Here is a 19376-nt window from a genome sequence, read left to right on the forward strand (position 1 = left end):
AGTTGTCACCAATGGGCAGAGTCTAGGAAGCAAACTAATGACTAATGACTAATGACTAATGACTACTGACTACTGACTAATGACTAATGACTAATGACTAATGACTACTGACTACTGACTAATGACTAATGACTACTGACTAATGACTAATGACTACTGACTACTGACTACTGACTAATGACTAATGACTACTGACTACTGACTACTGACTACTGACTACTGACTACTGACTAATGACTACTGACTACTGACTAATGACTACTGACTAATGACTACTGACTACCTATTACCAAATTATTAAATCAAAATGGTTGAATGGATAACTAACACAATGCAGTCCATGGGTTATCTGGGCATTGCATTATTGATGTTTTTGGAAAACCTGTTCCCGCCCATACCCTCAGAATTGATTATGCCCCTGGCAGGATTCACAGCATCGAAGGGTAATGAGATGCAGTTGGCACCAGCCATCGCAGCCGGAGTCATCGGTACAGTGCTAGGGGCGCTTCCGTGGTACTATGCCGGTAAATTATTGAGCGAAGAACGCTTGAGGAATTTAGCAGACAAATACGGCAAGTGGATAACTGTATCAGGTGCTGATATTGACAAAGCAAATAGATGGTTTAACAGACACGGCAACAAAGCCGTGTTTTTGTGTCGCCTTGTCCCCGGAGTCCGCACCCTGATTTCCCTGCCCGCTGGCATCAACAATATGCCTTTAATTCCGTTTTTACTCTACTCAACAGGCGGCACTGTTTTATGGGTAAGTTTCCTCACTTTTGCCGGATACAAACTAGGGGAAAATTATACACTTGTAGATGAATATCTCGCTCCTGTTTCTAAAATAATTGTGGTGATTATTGTCATCTGGTTTATTTTGTGGGTTATCAAAAAGAATATGCAAAAACAATAGAATTACAGATAAATGCAGAGACCAAAAATCTGCGTTTATCTGTGTCCATCAGAACAAGGAAGATGCAATAAAATCTATCGTTTTAGCAATTGAAAATATTCGGTTATTCCTTCTTCCTTCTTCCTTCTACTTATAATCCCAATTTGGTTACGATAGATACAGCAAAATATCCCATATTCAAAATTTAGGTAATTCTTGAGAATTAGTTGAAGTTTAGACAGACAATCGTGGCAAAATAGGAAGAATTGCTATCCGCATTGTTAAGATATGTACGAAAAGATTGTAGCCCCGACAACTGGTTCTAAAATTACATTCAAAGACGGTTTGCCGATCGTCCCCAATGACCCGATCGTTCCGTTCATTCGCGGTGACGGTACGGGTGTGGACTTGTGGCCAGCATCCCAGAAAGTCATGGATGCGGCTGTAGAAATGGCCTACGGGGGCGATCGCAAAATCAACTGGTTTAAAATATATGTAGGGGACGAAGCCTGCGATGTCTACGGTACATACCAATATCTCCCCCAAGATTCCTTAGACGCCATCAAAGAATACGGTGTCGCCATCAAAGGCCCCCTGACAACCCCCATAGGTGGCGGAATTCGATCGCTAAACGTAGCTTTGCGACAAATCTTTGACCTTTACGCCTGCGTGCGCCCATGCAAATATTATGATGGAACCCCATCATTACACAAAACTCCCGAACTGCTAGACGTCATTATTTACCGGGAAAATACAGAGGATATTTACCTCGGAATTGAATGGGCAAAAGATAGCGAAATCGGCAAAAAACTAATTGAATACATCAATAATGAATTAATTCCCGCCACACCAGAACACGGCAAAAAACAAATTCGCCTCGATTCGGGAATAGGCATTAAACCCATTAGCAAAACCGGTTCTCAGCGCTTAGTACGGCGTGCCATTACCCACGCCTTGCGGTTGCCAAAAGAAAAGCAGCAAGTCACTTTGGTGCACAAAGGCAACATCATGAAATACACCGAAGGAGCATTCCGAGATTGGGGTTACGAATTAGCAACCACCGAATATCGCGCTGAGTGCGTCACCGAAAGAGAGTCTTGGATTCTGGGGAACAAAGAAAAAAATCCTGACCTTAGCTTAGAAGACAATGCCCGCCAAATAGACCCCGGATTTGATGCTTTGACTCCCGAAAAACAAGCCAAAATAACTCAAGAAGTCGCTGATGTTTTAGCAGCTATTTGGGATAGTCACGGCGGTGGCAAGTGGAAAGATAAAATCATGGTCAACGATAGAATTGCTGACAGTATTTTCCAACAAATTCAAACCAGACCCGCCGAATATTCGATTTTGGCGACAATGAATTTGAACGGCGATTATTTGTCCGATGCTGCTGCTGCAATTGTCGGCGGATTGGGCATGGGTCCCGGTGCTAATATTGGCGATGAATGTGCAGTTTTTGAGGCCACTCACGGTACTGCACCGAAACACGCTGGTTTGGATAAAGTTAATCCCGGTTCCCTGATTTTGTCTGGGGTGATGATGTTAGAATATATGGGATGGCAGGAAGCGGCAGACTTGATTAAAAAGGGTTTGGCTGCGGCTATTTCCAATGGTGAAGTTACCTATGATTTAGCCCGGTTGATGGAACCGCCGGTGCCAGAGTTAAAGTGTTCGGAGTTTGCGGATGCAATTATTAAGCATTTCGCAGATTGAGTTGGCAACAGAGGAAAAGGACACAACAGTGTTCATTGGTGTCAACTTAAGCCTGAAACCCATGAGGAATATCGCTTTTGTTGGAGTCCAGATCCCCCCTAGCCCCCCTTCTTAAGGGACAGGAATCTTCTCAAAGTCCTAAAGAGGGCGGGCACTCTTGGCACCGCCCCTACAAGGGACAGGAATCTTCTCAAAGTCCTAAAGAGGGCGGGCACTCTTGGCACCGCCCCTACAAGGGGGGGGACAGGAATCTTCTCAAAGTCCCCCTTCCCCCCTTGGGGGGGGCTAGGGGGGGGTGGGGATTTAGGGGGATCGAGATTCGGGTAAAAGCGACATATATCAGAGGTTTCAGGCTTCAGTAGTGTTCTGTCCCTACCGATGATATCTATTTATGTTTGTGAAGCTGGAATTGCCATGCCGCGCTGTACAGCGGGACGTTGTTGCAAGGTTTCTACCCAGCGTTTGAGGTGGGGGTGATTGTCGAGGGTTAATCCTTGAAATTCATAAATGGCAACCCAGGGATAGGTAGCAATATCGGCAATTGAATAGTCGCCGCAGATGTATTCGTATTTTGCTAGTTGATTGTCTAATACTCCATACAGTCGCAGGGTTTCTTTTTCGTAGCGTTGAATTGCATAGGGAATTGGTTCTGGTGCAAAGCGTTTGAAGTGGTTGAGTTGACCGAACATTGGCCCGACGCTGGCCATTTGAAACATCAACCATTCCATGACTTGAAAGTATTTATGTTTGTCCGTGGGTAGAAATCTGCCACTTTTTTCGGCAAGATAAATCAGGATTGCGCCAGACTCGAAGACGGTGATGCCATTATCGCGATCGACTATAGCAGGAATTTTACTATTGGGGTTAATGGCAATGAATTCTGGGGTAAATTGGTCGTTTTTCCTAATGTCTATGACGTGCAGGTTGTAGGGTAAGCCTATTTCTTCGAGCATGATGGAGACTTTGCGACCGTTGGGTGTGGTAAAAGTGTAGAGTTCAATCATACTTGTGATGTTAAGTTCTAAGTTGGGAAGGCAGTAAATAAACGAATATTATATCATAATTTGGACTAAAATTGCGGCTTTTTTATTGATTGTGTTAAAATTATCTAATAATCATAGAATGGCGATCGCCCGCAATGGACATTATTGAAATTCTCAAAGATGATTATCAAAGATTTCCTGAAAATCAGACTTACAGCATTTATGCCCAGGATGTCTATTTTGAAGACCCGGTGAATCGATTTACAGGAGTCGATCGCTACCGCAAAATGATTGGGTTTATGGGGACTTTTTTTCAGGATGTAAATCTAGATTTACACGGAATTTCCCAGTCTGGAGATAGCATAGAAACCCGGTGGACTCTGAGTTGGTTCGCACCGCTACCTTGGCGGCCGAAAATGGCAATTAGCGGCAGGAGCGAACTGAAAGTCAATCCCGATGGTTTAATTGTTTCTCACATCGATTACTGGAATTGTTCGCGGTTGGATGTGCTCAAACAATTGGTGTTTCCAGTCAAAACTAATGTATGATTCTCAGCCGTTGGGCACAAACAGAAACCGGGTTTCTGCTGAGAAACTGTGAGTGAAAACCAGATATTGATAGAAACCCGGTTTCTCAAGCCTTGGCAACAAACAGAATAACTTTAATTTGTATTGACATTGCACCAATTTAATGAATCGCCCGAAATGCGCCATGCCCCACAGGGCGATCGCCCAAATTAAATCCGCCACTAAATTAATCTCTGTTACATAACGTTACAATATAGGAGTAAAGAACTTTCAGGCGAGCTAAACAATCAATGCGCTTAATATTAATGACCGGAAAAGGCGGCGTGGGTAAAACATCCGTAGCCGCCGCCACAGGGCTGCGGTGTGCCGAATTGGGATACAAAACCCTAGTGCTGAGCACCGATCCCGCCCACTCCCTAGCCGACAGCTTCGACATGGAACTCGGCCACGATTCCCGACAGGTGAAACCGAACTTGTGGGGAGCAGAATTAGACGCTCTCAGGGAATTAGAAGGCAATTGGGGAGCAGTTAAACGCTACATTACTCAAGTATTGCGCGCCCAGGGACTCGAAGGCGTGCAAGCTGAAGAATTGGCCATCCTGCCCGGAATGGATGAAATCTTCGGTTTAGTGCGCATGAAGCGGCATTACGACGAAGGCGAATTCGATGTTTTAATTATCGATTCTGCTCCCACTGGTACAGCATTGAGACTGCTAAGTTTGCCGGAAGTTGGCGGCTGGTACATGAGAAAATTTTACAAGCCACTGCAAGGCATATCCGCAGCCCTGAGACCTTTAGTGGAACCGATTTTTAGACCGATTGCCGGTTTTTCTTTGCCAGACAAAGAGGTGATGGATGCACCTTATGAATTTTACGAACAAATTGAAGCATTGGAAAAGATTTTAACTGACAATGCTGTTACCTCAGTTAGGTTAGTTACTAATCCTGAAAAAATGGTGATTAAAGAATCTTTGCGCGCTCATGCCTATTTGAGTTTGTACAATGTAGCCACAGATTTAGTCGTAGCAAACCGGATTATTCCCGCAGAAGTAACTGACCCATTTTTCAAACGCTGGAAAGAAAACCAGGAGCAGTACCGTCAGGAAATTCACTCGGATTTCATGCCACTTCCAGTTAAAGAAGTACCGCTTTATTCCGAAGAAATGTGCGGTTTGGCAGCTTTGGAAAGGTTGAAAGAAACCCTTTACAAAGACGAAGACCCCAGTCAAGTTTATTACAAAGAAAATACGATTAAGATTGTACAAGAAAACAATCAATACAGTCTGGAACTGTATTTGCCGGGAATTGCTAAGAATCAGATTCAGTTGAGCAAAACCGGAGATGAGTTGAATGTTAGGATTGGGAATCACCGCCGGAATTTGGTATTGCCGCAAGCTTTAGCGGCGCTGCAACCTTCCGGGGCGAAGATGGAGGATGATTATTTGAAGATTAAGTTTGCTTGATTATAGCAATCCTAAATCAGCAAGGGCGAAGCATGACCGCAGACAATTTATTAGTGATAATTTGAGATTTACTGAGGTCATGCTTCTCCCCTAGGAATATATTGGCAAAAATGAGATGCACCTACTTCACTTTTCAATCTGCTGAAGTTTTTCTTGTACAACTCTTGGCAAAGTTTCTTCCAAAGGCTCAGAACTCTGCTTTCATGACTATTCCTCTCCTTCTTCTTTTCCATCCTCTGTGCTCTCTGTGCCCTCTGCGGTTCCTTAACTCTTTCCCCCATTCACCTCAATTTTTGGCGATCGACCATGACACCAATAAAAAGTCTTGTTTGTGTCCCGACTAATTGTGTATCATATTGCAGAGAAACAAAACTGTTGTATCCCTACCTAATTATTTTCCTTACGAATCATATCTTTAGCTAGTTTTCCATCCAGTTCTGAAAAAATTATGACTTACACTCCACCGCAAATTAAACCCCAAGATGTCAAAGTTAAAATCCTGCTCGCGGGCGGACATCAATGCACAATTAGCCTCAAATCTGACACACCCTTATTGCACAATCTGGTTAAAACCTTAGTCGATCGCACCCAACAGAACCCCAGTTTTCCCACATTATTTCAGATTCCCATAGACGAAGGGCGCTCCGCACTTTGTTTCCCCAGCGAACACCTAGTGGGATTAGTCACCGAACCGCCCATTTACTTAGCTCAACTGCCACCACCCCAGCCCGAAGTTCCGGTAGAATATTCCCCAGAAATTCCCCTAGAGATTCCTACAATTCCTGCTCAAGTAAACGACGACTTAATATCTCGCTACGCCCAAATTGACAACTTCCTTACTGCCAGCGAAAAAAATAAACTCATCAAATATGTTTTAGCAAAAGAATCAGAATTTGTGAGTACCAGCACCTCAACCAAGGCTGAAGATTATCGGCGTTCTATGGTTCTCCATTCCTTCCCCGAATTTTCCCAATTGATGATTAATCGCATTAAAGCTATTCTCCCCGACGTGCTGCGAAAATTAAACTTACCTTCATTTTCTGTGGGTGATATAGAAGCTCAATTAACGATGCACAATGACAATAATTATTACAAGCTTCATAACGATAGTGGCTCTCCAGACACAGCAAGCAGATTTTTTACCTATGTTTACTATTTCAATCGAGAACCCAAGGCTTTTACTGGCGGAGAATTGCTGATTTATGATAGCAAAATTGAGAACAATTTTTATGTAGCGGCTGATTCTTTTAAAACTGTTGAACCTCGTAATAATAGCATCGTATTTTTTCTGAGTCGCTATATGCACGAAGTTTTGCCAGTTAGTTGTCCCTCGAAAGCTTTTGCTGACAGTCGCTTTACGATTAATGGTTGGGTAAGGCGAACAGATTGAGGTTGGTAGTAAGGACTAAGGTCGCGATCGCTCGTCAGACAAAGAAAGGACAGAAGTCCTTACTACCAACTTAAGGATAACACCAATATTATTCTCTGGCTCCAGCACTTTTGAGCAGTTTCACCACATCTTTATAACCGTTAAATTCAGCCAGCATTAAAGCCGTATAATTCCCCAAATTTTTATGATTTATATCCGCACCCGCATCAATTAAAATCTTGACAACACTGACAGCACCCCGATGGGCTGCCCACATTAAAGCAGTGGCACCGGAAGCATCCCGCCTATTGACATCAGCACCGTTGTCAACTAATAATTGGGCGATCGCCACATGACCTCGAATACAAGCTTTCATTAAAGCCGTTTTTCCTTGCTCCCCTGCGATATTAGGGTCAACACCACCTTCGAGCAAAGCCTTTACTGTCTCAGTATGTCCTTGAAAAGCCGCCAGAGTTAAAGCAGTCTCCTCAAAGTTTTTAGCATTCAGAAAATCAGCATTATCGTGATTGACTTTTTGCAACAAAGCTGATACTATCGCACTGTAACCGTGAACAGCAGCCACGAGTAACGGAGTATCGCCCAACCGATTTCTAGCCACAACACTAGCGCCACGGTTTAACAGCAATTCCACAACATCCTCATAGCCTTCGACAACAGCGAAATTTAAAGCAGTTTCATCATCTTTGTCCTTAGCATTGATATCGGCGCCAGCATCGAGTAAGATATGGGCGATCGGCAAATTTCCCCCAGCAGCAGCCGCCATCAAAGCCGTTCCCCCATCCCCATTTTTCCCATTCACATCAGCACCGGCACGCAGCAAAACCTGCACCACATCAATATGACCAAAATCAGCAGCCAAAGTTAAAGCAGTTTCACCATCTTTATCTGGAATTCCGACATTAGCACCCTCCGCTAACAACACCTCTACCACGGACAAATTACCCGCAGCAGCAGCCTCCATCAAAGCAGTTTTGCTATCGGAATTTTTAACATTAGCATCAGCGCCACAATTGAGCAAAATTCGGATAATTTCCGGGCGACCTTGACTAACTACTAAAAATAGGATAGAATTATCTGCAACAGCACCCGCATCAGCCAAAGCTTTGACAATAGCTTGATTCCCCGATAAAGCAGCTATTTTCAGAGCAGAGTCTCCATCGCGATCGCGCACGTTCACATCAGCATCAGCAGCAAGTAACAGTCGCACCACATTGATATCACCTTTGAGGCAAGCCGCCATCAAAGCCGTACTCCCATCATCATTTTTAGCATTAACATCGGCCCCTCCAGCCAACAACAGTCGCACAGAATCAGCCTGCTTGTGAGCGGCGGCAAGCATCAAAGCCGTCAGCCCAAAACGCCTTCTGACATGATTGACATTAGCGCCATTATTTAGTAGAATACGCACGATTTCGGCATAGCCCTTTTGGGCCGCAAACATCAAAGCTGTCGTCCCCTCAGAGTCTTTGGAGTCAGGATTAACACCCTTAGCGAGTAAGGCTTGTACGTGAATAATGTTGCCAGTTTTGGCAGCTTGGATTAATAAAGCGTCTTGTTTAGTCGCAGGCATAACAGTGTCTCATTTTATATATTTGTACCGTCGCATGAGACGGCCTGACTGGTATGCTAAGTTTTATGAAGTATTTTTGCTAATCCTGAAAACACCATGAATCTGGAAATTCCGCAGTCTGTGAAAGTTTGGAGCCAATTTTTCCACCCAGTGTTAATGTGGGTATTGCTAGCAATCTCATTTTATGCTTTGTATCTCGGCGTTCAAATCCGGCGCACCAGGAGTGCTGAAGGCGAAGTCAAGAAAGAGTTAATTAAGGGCAAATTCAACCTGAAGCATCACCAGATGGGCTCTTTGCTGCTAGCCTTGATGGTAACGGGTTCGATCGGCGGTATGGCTGTCACCTACATCAATAACGGCAAATTGTTCGTGGGTTCCCACTTGCTAGCAGGGTTAGGGATGACGGCAATTATTGCCATATCTGCGTCGCTGACTCCTTTGATGCAAAAAGGCAATGATTTTGCCAGATATACTCACATCTTTCTGAATGTTGCGCTTTTGGGGCTGTTTGGCTGGCAAGCGGTAACAGGCGTAGAAATCGTGCAGAGAATTATCAGTAAAATGTGATCGTTTGGGTAAGATTGCTAATTGCTAATTGCCTTGGGGCGATTAGCAATTGAATTGTCATATTTTTTTAGATGCTTTAATAGCCAAACGTTCCTGGGGATGATATAATAGACTAAAGTTAAATTGATTTGAATAGTAATAATATCAATTGTGGAGACAGTTTTTTTGAGAGAAAAGAAGGAAATCTATGCTGGAAACCCTGATTAAGTATTTTGTTTACGCAACCAAAGGCTATATTACAAAAACGCAGTTAATCAAATTTTTGTACTTAGCGGATCTTTATGCGGTCAAATGGACAGAAAAACAGCTTACTGATTTAGATTGGCGTTATTATCGCTATGGGCCTTGGAATGAAGACATTGACGCTGCTTTAAATCAAATGAATGGCAAAGAGATTTTGCAAGAATCTCAGGGAGAGACTATCTTCGTCAGACGTGGTGAGGGAGCAGGTAGTGTCGATAATTTAGAGTTACCTTTAGGCCTCAAGCTAATGCTTGACAACATCAGGAGAGAATGGGCTGGTTCAGGAGAGGATAAACTGAAGCAGTTACTAGAATATGTTTATAGCACTGCTCCCATGCTTGAGGTTAAAGATAGCCATAAATCAGAGGAACAGGTGAGACTGAATCTCTACAAAGAAAGAGAAAAGTTAATGAGTGAATTGGGGTGAGCGAGTGGCTGGAAAAAAACCGCGTCAAGGTTGGATTTATTTTATCAATCCCTATAGAGTATCTCTTCGTTGCAAACTCGGTCATCATCATATTTATGAGATAAATGAACCAGGGGAGATTGAGTGCCAGACAATTTCTTGCACTCAGGTGATTAATTCGAGTCGGGTTTTTCGGGGAGAGCATCCTTATATCATTTGGACAAGTGACGAATTTCAAGATAATTCTAAATACATCCAAACTTTGACGCTGATTCCATTGACTTCCCAAGAAACCTATAAAGGTTTACCAACAGTATATCCGATTAATTCTACAAACAGAAATGGTCTTTCTAATAATTCCTTTGCTCTAGTGCATCAGATATGTACTGTTGATGCTAACTGTTTTAAAGATTCGCAGGGGGATTGGGTGGAGCGAGTTGGACAACTCGATAAACCAGATAAGGAAGCAATAGAGGAACGTTTAAAGTATTTTTTGAATCTTGGGGATAATCCGGGTGAACATTGGTTTATTAAAAATGCGTCTATAGAACTTTTACAGAAAGTGTTTAATTATCTGCCGGATGAAACCACAAAAAGTATAGCTATAGAAAAACTGATCGACGATTTGCGATCGTAGTCAATAGTCAGCTAGATATTTTCGTGTTCTTAGTATTGGCGATGCGGTCGGCTTTGGGGGAGGCGACTGGGGGTTATGTGGGGCTATTGGATATGATTCTCAGGGAGGCGGCGATTCGGGCTTTGAAGAAGCGGTTATCAAGGATTGATTTGGAAACTCTCAAAGAAGTTGCTAGGGAGTACAAGTGATGGAAGCGATCGAGATCCAGCCTTGGCTGTTTCGGGTGGAACCGTTGGAGGGTGAGAGTTTAAGTCATTTTTTGGGGCGGTTTCGACGGGCGAATGAGTTAACGCCGACTGGCTTGGGTAAGATGGTGGGATTGGGAGGTGCGATCGCACGTTGGGAAAAGTTTTATTTGAATCCGTTTCCATCTGGGCAACAGTTGGCGGCGTTGGCGGTAGTTGTGGGAGTGGAAGCGGAGAGGTTACAGGAAATGTTGCCGCCTCCTGGGGTGGGGATGAAGTTGGAACCGATTCGGTTGTGTGCGGCGTGTTATGCTGAGTTGCCTTGTCATAAGATTGAGTGGCAGTTTAAGGGGATGCAGGGGTGCGATCGTCATGAGTTAAGGTTGTTGTCAGAGTGTCCTAACTGTGGGGCTAGGTTTAAGGTTCCAGCATTGTGGGTGGATGGGTGGTGTCAGCGCTGTTTTCTGGGCTTTGGGGAGATGAGGGAGTACCAAAAAATCCTAAGATACTAAAATTCGGATGCCTGACATGAACAACCTCAACTGAAAAATCTGATAGCTCTGCCCCCTTGGATAAGAAGACGCTTATGATCGATAAAAATATCGAGGTGTGAGTCAATTTTCTTAAATAATCGAGTAACCAGGTTCATTCTGAGTTAGGCTGAATATTAGAGCATAAATCTATGGAGTAGTTTGTTCGGGTAACTAGAGGAGACAGCGTGACAGTCAGCGTGAACACCAGACAATTGCCATCTTATGACCAACCACCTGTTAGCGAAGTGGTTTGTAGTGTTCTGTTTAACTCTATCGAAGCTTTACTTAGTCCCCATATTGGCTTGTTATGGCAGAGATTTCAACCTGACTACCCGTTTTGTAACGACGTTGCGCCATTAGCATCAAAGGTGGAAGTTTTCAATAATCCAATTATTGAAGCTCGGCTACAACTGAGTGATATTCCTCCTTTGCCAAGAGTATGGTTCATTAGTTCTGATGAAACGAGGGTTATCCAAATTCAACGCGACCGATTGATTCATAACTGGAGAAAAATTAGTTTAAATAGTGAGTATCCCAGGTATGGAAGTCTTATTAAAGCGTTTCAAGATCATTTAAACGGCTTTAATTCGTTCATAGAAGAGGCGGATTTGGGTAGAGTTCAGATACGTCAATATGAACTAAGTTATGTTAATCAAATTTCACAAGGAGAAGTATGGGAAACTCTTGAGGATATAGGTAAAATTTTTCCTGACTTTAAATGGCAAACAGGTCTAGATCGATTTCTTCCAAAACCACAAAGTATTGATTGGGATACAACTTTTGACTTGCCGGAAGAATTTGGTAGATTACATATATCGATCAGAAATGTAGTTCTAAACAACCATCCTACTCTTTTATTTGAATTAACTGTGCGTGGAATTGGCAATTATAATTCTCTGGATTCAATGCAAATTTGGTTTGATGCGGCACATGAATGGATTGTGCAGACATTTGCTGATTTAACTGATGAGAAAATCCAGACAACTGTTTGGAAGCGGAGAGGGTAAATTCATGGCTATGATTATATCTCCATTGGAAGAACAAGAACGCCAAGGGCAAACAATTCTCTCAACAACCCTACTTACTGAGCAGAAAAAAAACTATCCTGGTACTCCTGTCCGAATGGTTAAACCAATTCGTTCACTAGCACAGATATCGACTGAGTCTGGAAATAGTGAAAGTAGTAAATATTATCTGCTTTATCTTCTAAATCAGGTAGATATTGGCTGGGGAATTTATGCTAACCAACTTAAGGATATTGATGAGGAGAAAGTCAGAGATTCCAGCTACGAAATAGCTGTGTACAATTTGGCTCAACCTATTGGACATCAAGCTAATTTGCTCAAAACTGATCCAAAAGAACGACGCGGTAGATTTTTATCGCCTCCGATAAGTGATTTATCAAATAATTTACCCCGTGTTCATAAAAAAATTGAGACTACAAATCAGCGACAACGATGCCAGAGGCTTCGACTATATCTTGATTCACTAAAAAATGAGGTAAGAGAGGAAAAAGATACAAGCTTTACAGAAAGAGTTCTCAATCTATCCTGGTCTGTGTGGGAAACACTTAAAATTTTTTTTGAAACCAAAGGGCTATGCTTAGAAGTGCCAGATGCTTGTCCAGGTTCAAAAGATAATTTTATGTACACATGGTCAAAATCTGAACACTACTTAGAGTGCGAAATCTTTGGGACTGGTGAAATAGAATTTTTCTATCGTAATAGAAATACTGGAGAGGTTTGGGGAGAAGATACTACGCTTGAACAGGTTTTTTCCACTGATATCTTGGACAAAGGTTCGCTCTTTCTTGAGTGAGTTCTTTAAAAGAAACTCGGCTGGAGCTCATTTGGCCCCAGTCCCAGATGTTTGCTGCGTCCTTCGACTTGCTCGACCACCTAAAGATTTTGCCGAAAAGGGCAATATCTTAGCAATTCAATTGGAAGAAGAGTTTAATCTATCAACAGAAGATAAAAAATCAGTTCCACCTCACCTAAGCGTTTGGGTTGACTCTCTTACAACACCTGAACAAGCTTACCAATTTCTTTCAGAAAACTCGCCTCGGAAATTAGTTCTCTGTCTTAAAGTTAATGAAATCCGCAAAATTCAAGCAAATTCTGGACAATGCGTTTATCCTAACCTATTAAATGTTATCTGGGTTTATATTCTTCATAAATTCAAAGGCAAAAGTGTTAGAGATCGTCGCCCTGGTGCTGAGGGTCATTCTGGTATCACAGGGCTTGATGAGGAATCTGTCCCTAATGAATTAACTAAAAATCAAAAGAAGCTTCTTCGTAAGGATTTGCGTGCCCAGTTAGCGGAACTTGCATCTAAGAATTGTTCTCAGATTAGAGATTAATAGATATCTCTTTAAACGTGAAAGCTAATCACCATTAAACACCCTCTACCAGTTTAAGCGATCGCACTCTACCCCTTCACCTTCTCACGCAACCGCCCATAAATCACATCTAACCAAACCGGCACTACAAACTTCCCCTGTGCCCAAGCTGCTACTACCTTCTCCACATCGAACTCTACCAGCTTGGCCGCTCCTGCCTGCGACTCCTTGACAAAAATTAACCGTTTTTGCTCCCCATCGCTCAAAAACCCCGGATACTCCTCCTTAACTGTTTTCAACACTTCCCGCGCCACCTCAAACGTAAAAACCACCGACAGCCAATAAACCATCGCCGCCAATTCCACCAAATTTCCTTGAGAGTAATAAATACTCCTCCCCGTCGCCGTCTCTGCGATAGCAGGGACGACAACAAATCCTCCAAAGCGAAATTCAAGCTTTAGCCGAACAAAAATGCCCAGAATACCTAGAAGGACAGCGAAACTACGCCAAGCAATACCGTATTAGCATTCATCAATGGAGCTATAGGAGATTGATAGAATGTATCAAGAGTCAGGCTGCAAAAATTGGAATTGCGATCGAAGAGGGACAGCAACCAGTAATTTGTTAATGTGACACTAATCTGCCATAAGTGACAAACAATTTGTTACTTTATAAACTAAAAAGGCGGCACCCAGATTTGAACTGGGGGTGGAGGTTTTGCAGACCTCTGCCTTACCACTTGGCTATGCCGCCGTTACGTCAGAAATTTAACGCTTTACTATATTACACCAAATCTTGATTATTTCAACACATTTGTCAAAAATTTCCATGGCCCTTGTTCCCACATCCCCAAAACCCCTGTGACAGGGTACTCTAGAACTAGATCGATCGCCCGCAACATCATCCATGACACCCGCTTCCCCCCTACTCGTCGCCCAAATCACCGACACCCACTTGTTTGCAGAGCCCGATCGCACTTGGAAAGGCCTCTCAACCGCCCACACCCTCAAAGCAGTTCTCGAACACTTGCAACAGATTCAGCCCCAGCCAGACTTACTGCTGCTGACAGGGGACTTATCCCAAGATGAAACACCCGAATCCTACGAGCTCCTGATCTCGCTGATTTCTCCCCTCAACATCCCCGCTTACTGGATACCGGGAAATCACGACAACTTCTTGGTAATGCAGCAAATATTAGATAAGCCGCCGATTTCTCCAGAAAAATCTTGGAAGCTAGGAAACTGGCAATTTCTGTTGCTTTCGAGTGTGGAAGCTGGATGCAGTGGGGGGCGAATTTCCCCAGAAAGCTTGGATTGGCTGGATTCTCAATTGCAACAAACGGGCGATCGAGCTGTTATCATTGCCTTGCACCATCATCCCTTGGCGATCGCAAGTGAAATCATGGATGGCATGATGCTCCACAATGCTGATGAATTTTTGGCAATAGTCGATCGATATCCTCAAGTAAAAATCGTCCTTTGCGGCCACATTCACCAAGAATTTCACCAACACAGAGGCTCAGTTACTTACTTGGGTACGCCCAGTACCTGCATCCAACTTTTACCCAAAAGCCATCCCATTATAGTTGACCACATCCCGCCTGGATTTAGATTGCTCGAATTGGCGATCGATGGCACTTGGAACACCAGAGTTGAGCGAATAGCCACAGAAGCAAAAACTTCTTAATATTTTTATATATTTTGAAACAATTTAACATGAAATATAGTTTTTTTTGTCAATCTATCAATAGATAGATTGTTTCGATCGGCCCCATCTTTTATGATATCTATTGACCACGGATTGCAGGCCTATCTATAATAATTAGTAACATAAACTAATAAGCCCGCAGCTTTACCAAACAGGAGAAACTAAATTTATGTCTGAAGTCAATGGCGTCATGATGCAGTATTTCCACTGGTATACCCCCGCTGACGGCAACCTCTGGAATCAGTTAGCCGAATCTGCCAAAGATTTAGCCAAAATGGGCATTACATCTCTGTGGTTGCCACCCGCGTATAAAGGAACGGGCGGCGGTATGGATGTGGGTTACGGCGTCTACGACATATTCGACTTAGGCGAGTTCGATCAAAAAGGCTCGATCCGGACGAAATACGGGACAAAAGATGAGTATTTGCGGGCGATTAAAGCAGCACAAGATCTAGGAATTAAGGTTTATGCTGATGTTGTCTTTAACCACAAATTAGGAGCTGATGAAGAAGAAGAAGTCGAAGCTACACCCTTCAATCCCGACAACCGCAATGACACCGTAGGCGAGTATCAAAAAATTAAGGCTTGGACTCATTTTACCTTCCCTGGTCGTGGCAAAACCTATTCCAGCATGGAATGGCATTGGTGGCATTTTGATGCCATTGATTACAATGCTTACGACACAAATGCCAATGCCATTTACTTGCTCAAAGGCAAAGAATTTGACCAAAATGTAGACTTAGAAAAAGGCAATTTTGACTACTTGATGGGTTGTGATTTAGATATGGACAACCCAGAAGTCACCGGGGAATTAAAATACTGGGGCGAGTGGTATGTCGATACAACCAACGTTGATGGGTTTAGGTTCGATGCCGTCAAACACGTATCAGCAAAATTTTTCCAAGAATGGTTAGAACACGTTCGCAATTATGCCAAACGTGACCTATTTGCCGTCGGCGAATATTGGTCCTATGAAGTCGAAGCTTTGCACTACTTCATTACCGTAACTGATGGAAAAGTATCCTTATTTGATGCACCTCTTCATTACAACTTCTATGCAGCCAGCAAAGCAGGCAATAATTATGACTTGAGAACAATTTTTGACGGCAGCCTCGTCCAGCACCAACCAACTCTCGCCGTTACTCTAGTAGATAACCACGATTCCCAACCTTTACAATCCCTAGAGTCTGTTGTCGAGTCTTGGTTTAAGCCCCTTGCCTATGCTTTAATCCTGCTGCGACGTGAAGGATATCCCTGTATTTTTTACCCCGATTATTACGGCGCTCATTACAAGGATACAGGAAATGATGGTAACGAATACGAAATTTGGTTAGACAAACATCAATGGATTATTGATAAATTCCTGTTCGCCCGCCAAACTTATTCCTACGGTAATCAATACGATTACTTTGACCACGCCAATACAATTGGCTGGACGAGACTTGGAGATGAAGAACATCCAGGTGGCATGGCTGTGGTACTGACTAACGGGGGTGATGGTACTAAGTTTATGGAAGTCGGACAACCGAATCGTACCTATATTGATCTCACCGAAAACATCAAAGAATTTATCACAACTAATGACGAAGGTTGGGCTGATTTTAGGTGTAATGCTGGTTCAGTTTCAGTGTGGGTTCCAGAATCCTAAAGACCCTATAACAACTAACAATATGTATTTTTTGTTAGTTGTTACTTGTTATTTGTTACTTGTTATTTTGATTGTTAGAATCCTTCAAATATTTTAGATATAAAAATTATGAATCTTTTAGATAAAGTTGCCGTTATTACTGGTGGCGGGTCGGGGATTGGTCGTGCAGCAGCAATTTTAATGGCAAAGGAAGGAGCAAAAGTTGCTATTATCGATCGCCTTCTCGATAGCGGGCAAGAAACTGTCAGCCAGTTAGTGAATCAAGGAGAAAGTGGAATGGCATTGGCCGCCGATGTAGCAAATTCTGAGCAAATGCAACAGGCATTTCAAACAATTTTTGACAACTATAAAAAAATAGATATATTGTTTGTAAATGCGGGGATTAATGGTGTCTGGTCGCCCATAGAAGACCTGGAACCGGAGGAGTGGGATAGGACAATTAATACTAACCTCAGAGGTACTTTTTTGACTGTCAAGTATGCTGTTCCTTATTTGAAAAAACAAGGAGGTTCTATTGTCATTACCTCATCGATTAATGGTACTAGAAATTTCAGGAAAGTTGGTGCCACCGCCTATGCTTGTTCTAAAGCTGCTCAAGTAACTTTTGCCAAAATGCTGGCGCTAGAACTTGCTGCTAGCAAAATCCGAGTTAATGTCATTTGTCCGGGTGGGGTGCTGACTGGGATTGAGGAAAGTACCACTAAGCGAAATCTCGATCGCATTCCAGGAGCAGCGGATTTCATTCACGATCTGATTCCTTTGACTAATAATACCGCAGGTTCTAGTGAAGAAGTTGCCCAATTAGTTTTATTTTTAGTATCAGATGCCTCCATGTTTATCACAGGTACGGAAGTCTGGATTGATGGTGGTGGTTCTTTGATTTGAAATTTTAATTGTTTATTACTTTATCACTCGGCGGTTGAAACCGGGCAACCACGGGGGGATTGCGCCTACACCAACTTTCGTCCACTCCAAGCCGACTAATAAATTAGAATAATTAATGACTAACTCTCCAGTGTTTTACAGCAGTTTGTAATCTCTGGGGGAGCCAAGTATCGTACTGAGGATAAACAGGCAAACGCTGCACGAGTTGCCATCCCGCGGCTGCTAAAATTTCTGTTAAAGTTTGGTGTTGGAGGTGAGGATAATCGGGATTAACTTCATCCACTGGCCCAATTCCTCCTAAATCTCTAGCACCTGCTTCTAAGCAAGCGATTAATATGTCTGGCTCGGTCACTAAATTTGGCGGAATTTGTAAGGTGATTTCATCGGGTAAAATGCTGCGAGCGATCGCAATTAATTCCGGCATTTTTGTAACATCAAAAACTTCACCATCCCAACTTTGCTGATTTCCCGGACTGTAAGGTTGCAGGATAACTTCTTGAATATGATTGTAACAGGAATGAATCCGGGCGATCGCCTCTAATGTCTCCACCCAATCGGCCTCACTTTCCCCGATTCCCAGCAGCAAACCAGTGGTAAACGGAATCTGCAATTCCCCAGCCCATTCTAACTGTTGCAGCCTCCGGGCAGGTACTTTACTCGGTGCGTGTCGGTGAACAGTTGTTAGCAAACTCGGTGTCAACTGTTCCAACATCAGCCCCATGGAGACATTCACCTGTTTTAACTGAGCCATCTCATCAAAACTGAGCGGACCTACATTAGTATGCGGCAAAAATCCTAGAGCAAGTGCCAGTTCACAGAGCTCATAAATGCGCTGAAACCAAGCTTTGCGCCGTTGACTTTGGGGATGTACCTCGCCACTGAGGATGAGAATTTCAATCACACCTTGAGTTTGCAGTAGCTGGAGCCGTTTTTCGGCTTGTGGTAGCGTCAGCCAAGGACTTTCCAGCGGTTCAGCTCGAAAATTGCAGTAGGTGCAGCGATTAAAACACTCATAAGTGGGAACGATGGTATGAGCAGGGCTGTAGGTGACGGTGCGGGACATTCCTTGGGGTTTTTAATAATTTTTAGTTTGGCGCTTGGCGATCGCCCCGCTTAACTTATCTTAACACTGACACCAGTCCCGCTCTCGTTGTGCAGGTACATTATCAGCATTCTGCTTCTGAGGCGATCGCCAACAAATTCTGCATTTTGCATTGAAACCCTTATACAGTAACGTTTTTACTATTATATTAGCTATACTTATGACAGTCATAACAAAAGCTGTGCTGAGAAGGCCTTTACAAATTGAAATAAAAGCTTTATGTTTATTTACATGGCGGAACAAACAACCGCCACGAACATTGAAAACCAAATAAAGCAATCATAAAACCATGACAACAACCTTACAGCAGCGCGAAAGCGCCAATGTCTGGGAACGGTTTTGCGAGTGGGTCACAAGCACAGACAACCGGATTTATATCGGTTGGTTCGGCGTCTTGATGATTCCTACCCTCTTAACTGCCACCATCTGCTACATCGTTGCCTTCATCGCTGCTCCTCCAGTGGACATCGACGGCATCCGCGAACCAGTTGCAGGTTCCTTGATGTACGGAAACAACATCATCACCGGTGCTGTTGTTCCTTCTTCCAACGCCATTGGCTTACACTTCTACCCAATCTGGGAAGCTG

Annotated in this window: 20 protein-coding genes, 1 tRNA gene and 1 pseudogene; 17 read left to right on the top strand and 5 right to left on the bottom strand. The window is 43.2% G+C overall.

Annotated features, from left to right (window positions below; all coding sequences use genetic code 11):
- Positions 1-307 precede the first annotated feature (307 nt).
- Both AAFP14_RS24495 and AAFP14_RS24500 read left to right on the top strand, forming a co-directional pair.
- Positions 308-913, top strand: a complete 606-nt coding sequence (locus AAFP14_RS24495) for a DedA family protein (protein WP_341734795.1) — start codon at positions 308-310, stop codon at positions 911-913.
- A 267-nt stretch (positions 914-1180) separates the two neighbouring features.
- Positions 1181-2605: an NADP-dependent isocitrate dehydrogenase gene (locus AAFP14_RS24500; protein WP_341734796.1), complete on the top strand. Its 1425-nt coding sequence runs from the start codon at positions 1181-1183 to the stop codon at positions 2603-2605.
- A 389-nt stretch (positions 2606-2994) separates the two neighbouring features.
- Here AAFP14_RS24500 and AAFP14_RS24505 read toward each other — a convergent pair whose 3' ends face one another.
- Entirely contained in the window at positions 2995-3609 is a 615-nt protein-coding gene (locus tag AAFP14_RS24505) for a glutathione S-transferase N-terminal domain-containing protein (RefSeq protein ID WP_341734797.1), read from the bottom strand.
- Between the two features lie 134 nt (positions 3610-3743).
- Here AAFP14_RS24505 and AAFP14_RS24510 point away from each other — a divergent pair, with 134 nt between their 5' ends.
- The 3 genes from AAFP14_RS24510 to AAFP14_RS24520 all read left to right on the top strand — a co-directional run bounded on the left by AAFP14_RS24510 (position 3744) and on the right by AAFP14_RS24520 (position 6968).
- Positions 3744-4136, top strand: coding sequence for a DUF2358 domain-containing protein (locus tag AAFP14_RS24510; protein WP_341734798.1), 393 nt, complete (start codon positions 3744-3746; stop codon positions 4134-4136).
- A gap of 269 nt (positions 4137-4405) precedes the next feature.
- Positions 4406-5578 (top strand): TRC40/GET3/ArsA family transport-energizing ATPase, encoded by a 1173-nt coding sequence (locus tag AAFP14_RS24515; RefSeq protein ID WP_341734799.1) that lies wholly within the window; start codon positions 4406-4408, stop codon positions 5576-5578.
- A gap of 448 nt (positions 5579-6026) precedes the next feature.
- Positions 6027-6968: a 2OG-Fe(II) oxygenase gene (locus AAFP14_RS24520; RefSeq protein WP_341734800.1), complete on the top strand. Its 942-nt coding sequence runs from the start codon at positions 6027-6029 to the stop codon at positions 6966-6968.
- Positions 6969-7056: 88 nt separating this feature from the next.
- Here AAFP14_RS24520 and AAFP14_RS24525 read toward each other — a convergent pair whose 3' ends face one another.
- Complete coding sequence (locus tag AAFP14_RS24525; protein ID WP_341734801.1) at positions 7057-8538, bottom strand: ankyrin repeat domain-containing protein; 1482 nt, start codon at positions 8536-8538, stop codon at positions 7057-7059.
- A 96-nt stretch (positions 8539-8634) separates the two neighbouring features.
- On the opposite strand from AAFP14_RS24525, the gene AAFP14_RS24530 reads away from it, so the two are divergent.
- From AAFP14_RS24530 to AAFP14_RS24565, 8 genes are all read left to right on the top strand, one after another.
- On the top strand, positions 8635-9105 hold the full coding sequence (locus AAFP14_RS24530) for a DUF4079 domain-containing protein (protein WP_341734802.1): 471 nt from the start codon (positions 8635-8637) through the stop codon (positions 9103-9105).
- A 187-nt stretch (positions 9106-9292) separates the two neighbouring features.
- Positions 9293-9775, top strand: coding sequence for a type II toxin-antitoxin system antitoxin SocA domain-containing protein (locus AAFP14_RS24535; protein WP_341734803.1), 483 nt, complete (start codon positions 9293-9295; stop codon positions 9773-9775).
- Between the two features lie 4 nt (positions 9776-9779).
- The gene (locus AAFP14_RS24540) at positions 9780-10391 is read left to right on the top strand and encodes a type II toxin-antitoxin system PemK/MazF family toxin (RefSeq protein WP_341734804.1); all 612 of its coding nucleotides are present in this window, start codon (positions 9780-9782) and stop codon (positions 10389-10391) included.
- A gap of 23 nt (positions 10392-10414) precedes the next feature.
- Positions 10415-10579, top strand: a complete 165-nt coding sequence (locus AAFP14_RS24545; protein WP_341734805.1) for a hypothetical protein — start codon at positions 10415-10417, stop codon at positions 10577-10579.
- On the top strand, positions 10579-11088 hold the full coding sequence (locus tag AAFP14_RS24550) for a TniQ family protein (protein WP_341734806.1): 510 nt from the start codon (positions 10579-10581) through the stop codon (positions 11086-11088). The genes AAFP14_RS24545 and AAFP14_RS24550 overlap by 1 nt, the downstream gene beginning before the upstream one ends.
- Positions 11089-11294: 206 nt before the next feature.
- On the top strand, positions 11295-12116 hold the full coding sequence (locus tag AAFP14_RS24555) for a TIGR04255 family protein (RefSeq protein WP_341734807.1): 822 nt from the start codon (positions 11295-11297) through the stop codon (positions 12114-12116).
- Between the two features lie 4 nt (positions 12117-12120).
- Positions 12121-12927 (top strand): hypothetical protein, encoded by an 807-nt coding sequence (locus tag AAFP14_RS24560; RefSeq protein ID WP_341734808.1) that lies wholly within the window; start codon positions 12121-12123, stop codon positions 12925-12927.
- A 121-nt stretch (positions 12928-13048) separates the two neighbouring features.
- Positions 13049-13468 (top strand): hypothetical protein, encoded by a 420-nt coding sequence (locus AAFP14_RS24565; RefSeq protein ID WP_341734809.1) that lies wholly within the window; start codon positions 13049-13051, stop codon positions 13466-13468.
- Positions 13469-13536: 68 nt separating this feature from the next.
- On the opposite strand, the gene AAFP14_RS24570 is transcribed toward AAFP14_RS24565, so the two are convergent.
- Together AAFP14_RS24570 and AAFP14_RS24575 are read right to left on the bottom strand one after the other, a co-directional pair.
- Positions 13537-13797 (bottom strand): hypothetical protein, encoded by a 261-nt coding sequence (locus AAFP14_RS24570; RefSeq protein ID WP_341734810.1) that lies wholly within the window; start codon positions 13795-13797, stop codon positions 13537-13539.
- A 332-nt stretch (positions 13798-14129) separates the two neighbouring features.
- Positions 14130-14200: transfer RNA gene (locus AAFP14_RS24575), tRNA-Cys, on the bottom strand.
- A gap of 153 nt (positions 14201-14353) precedes the next feature.
- On the opposite strand from AAFP14_RS24575, the gene cpdA reads away from it, so the two are divergent.
- From cpdA to AAFP14_RS24590, 3 genes are all read left to right on the top strand, one after another.
- Positions 14354-15133, top strand: a complete 780-nt coding sequence (cpdA, locus tag AAFP14_RS24580; protein WP_341734811.1) for a 3',5'-cyclic-AMP phosphodiesterase — start codon at positions 14354-14356, stop codon at positions 15131-15133.
- A gap of 190 nt (positions 15134-15323) precedes the next feature.
- Entirely contained in the window at positions 15324-16802 is a 1479-nt protein-coding gene (locus tag AAFP14_RS24585) for an alpha-amylase (RefSeq protein WP_341734812.1), read from the top strand.
- A gap of 108 nt (positions 16803-16910) precedes the next feature.
- Positions 16911-17687 (top strand): SDR family oxidoreductase, encoded by a 777-nt coding sequence (locus AAFP14_RS24590; protein ID WP_341734813.1) that lies wholly within the window; start codon positions 16911-16913, stop codon positions 17685-17687.
- A 112-nt stretch (positions 17688-17799) separates the two neighbouring features.
- On the opposite strand, the gene cofG is transcribed toward AAFP14_RS24590, so the two are convergent.
- Complete coding sequence (gene cofG, locus AAFP14_RS24595; RefSeq protein WP_341734814.1) at positions 17800-18750, bottom strand: 7,8-didemethyl-8-hydroxy-5-deazariboflavin synthase subunit CofG; 951 nt, start codon at positions 18748-18750, stop codon at positions 17800-17802.
- Positions 18751-19078: 328 nt separating this feature from the next.
- Here cofG and AAFP14_RS24600 point away from each other — a divergent pair.
- Positions 19079-19376, top strand: a pseudogene (locus tag AAFP14_RS24600) (photosystem II q(b) protein); the annotation flags it as partial.

Source organism: Microcoleus sp. EPA2, from assembly GCA_020882975.1.
Classification (GTDB): Bacteria; Cyanobacteriota; Cyanobacteriia; order Cyanobacteriales; family Microcoleaceae; genus Microcoleus.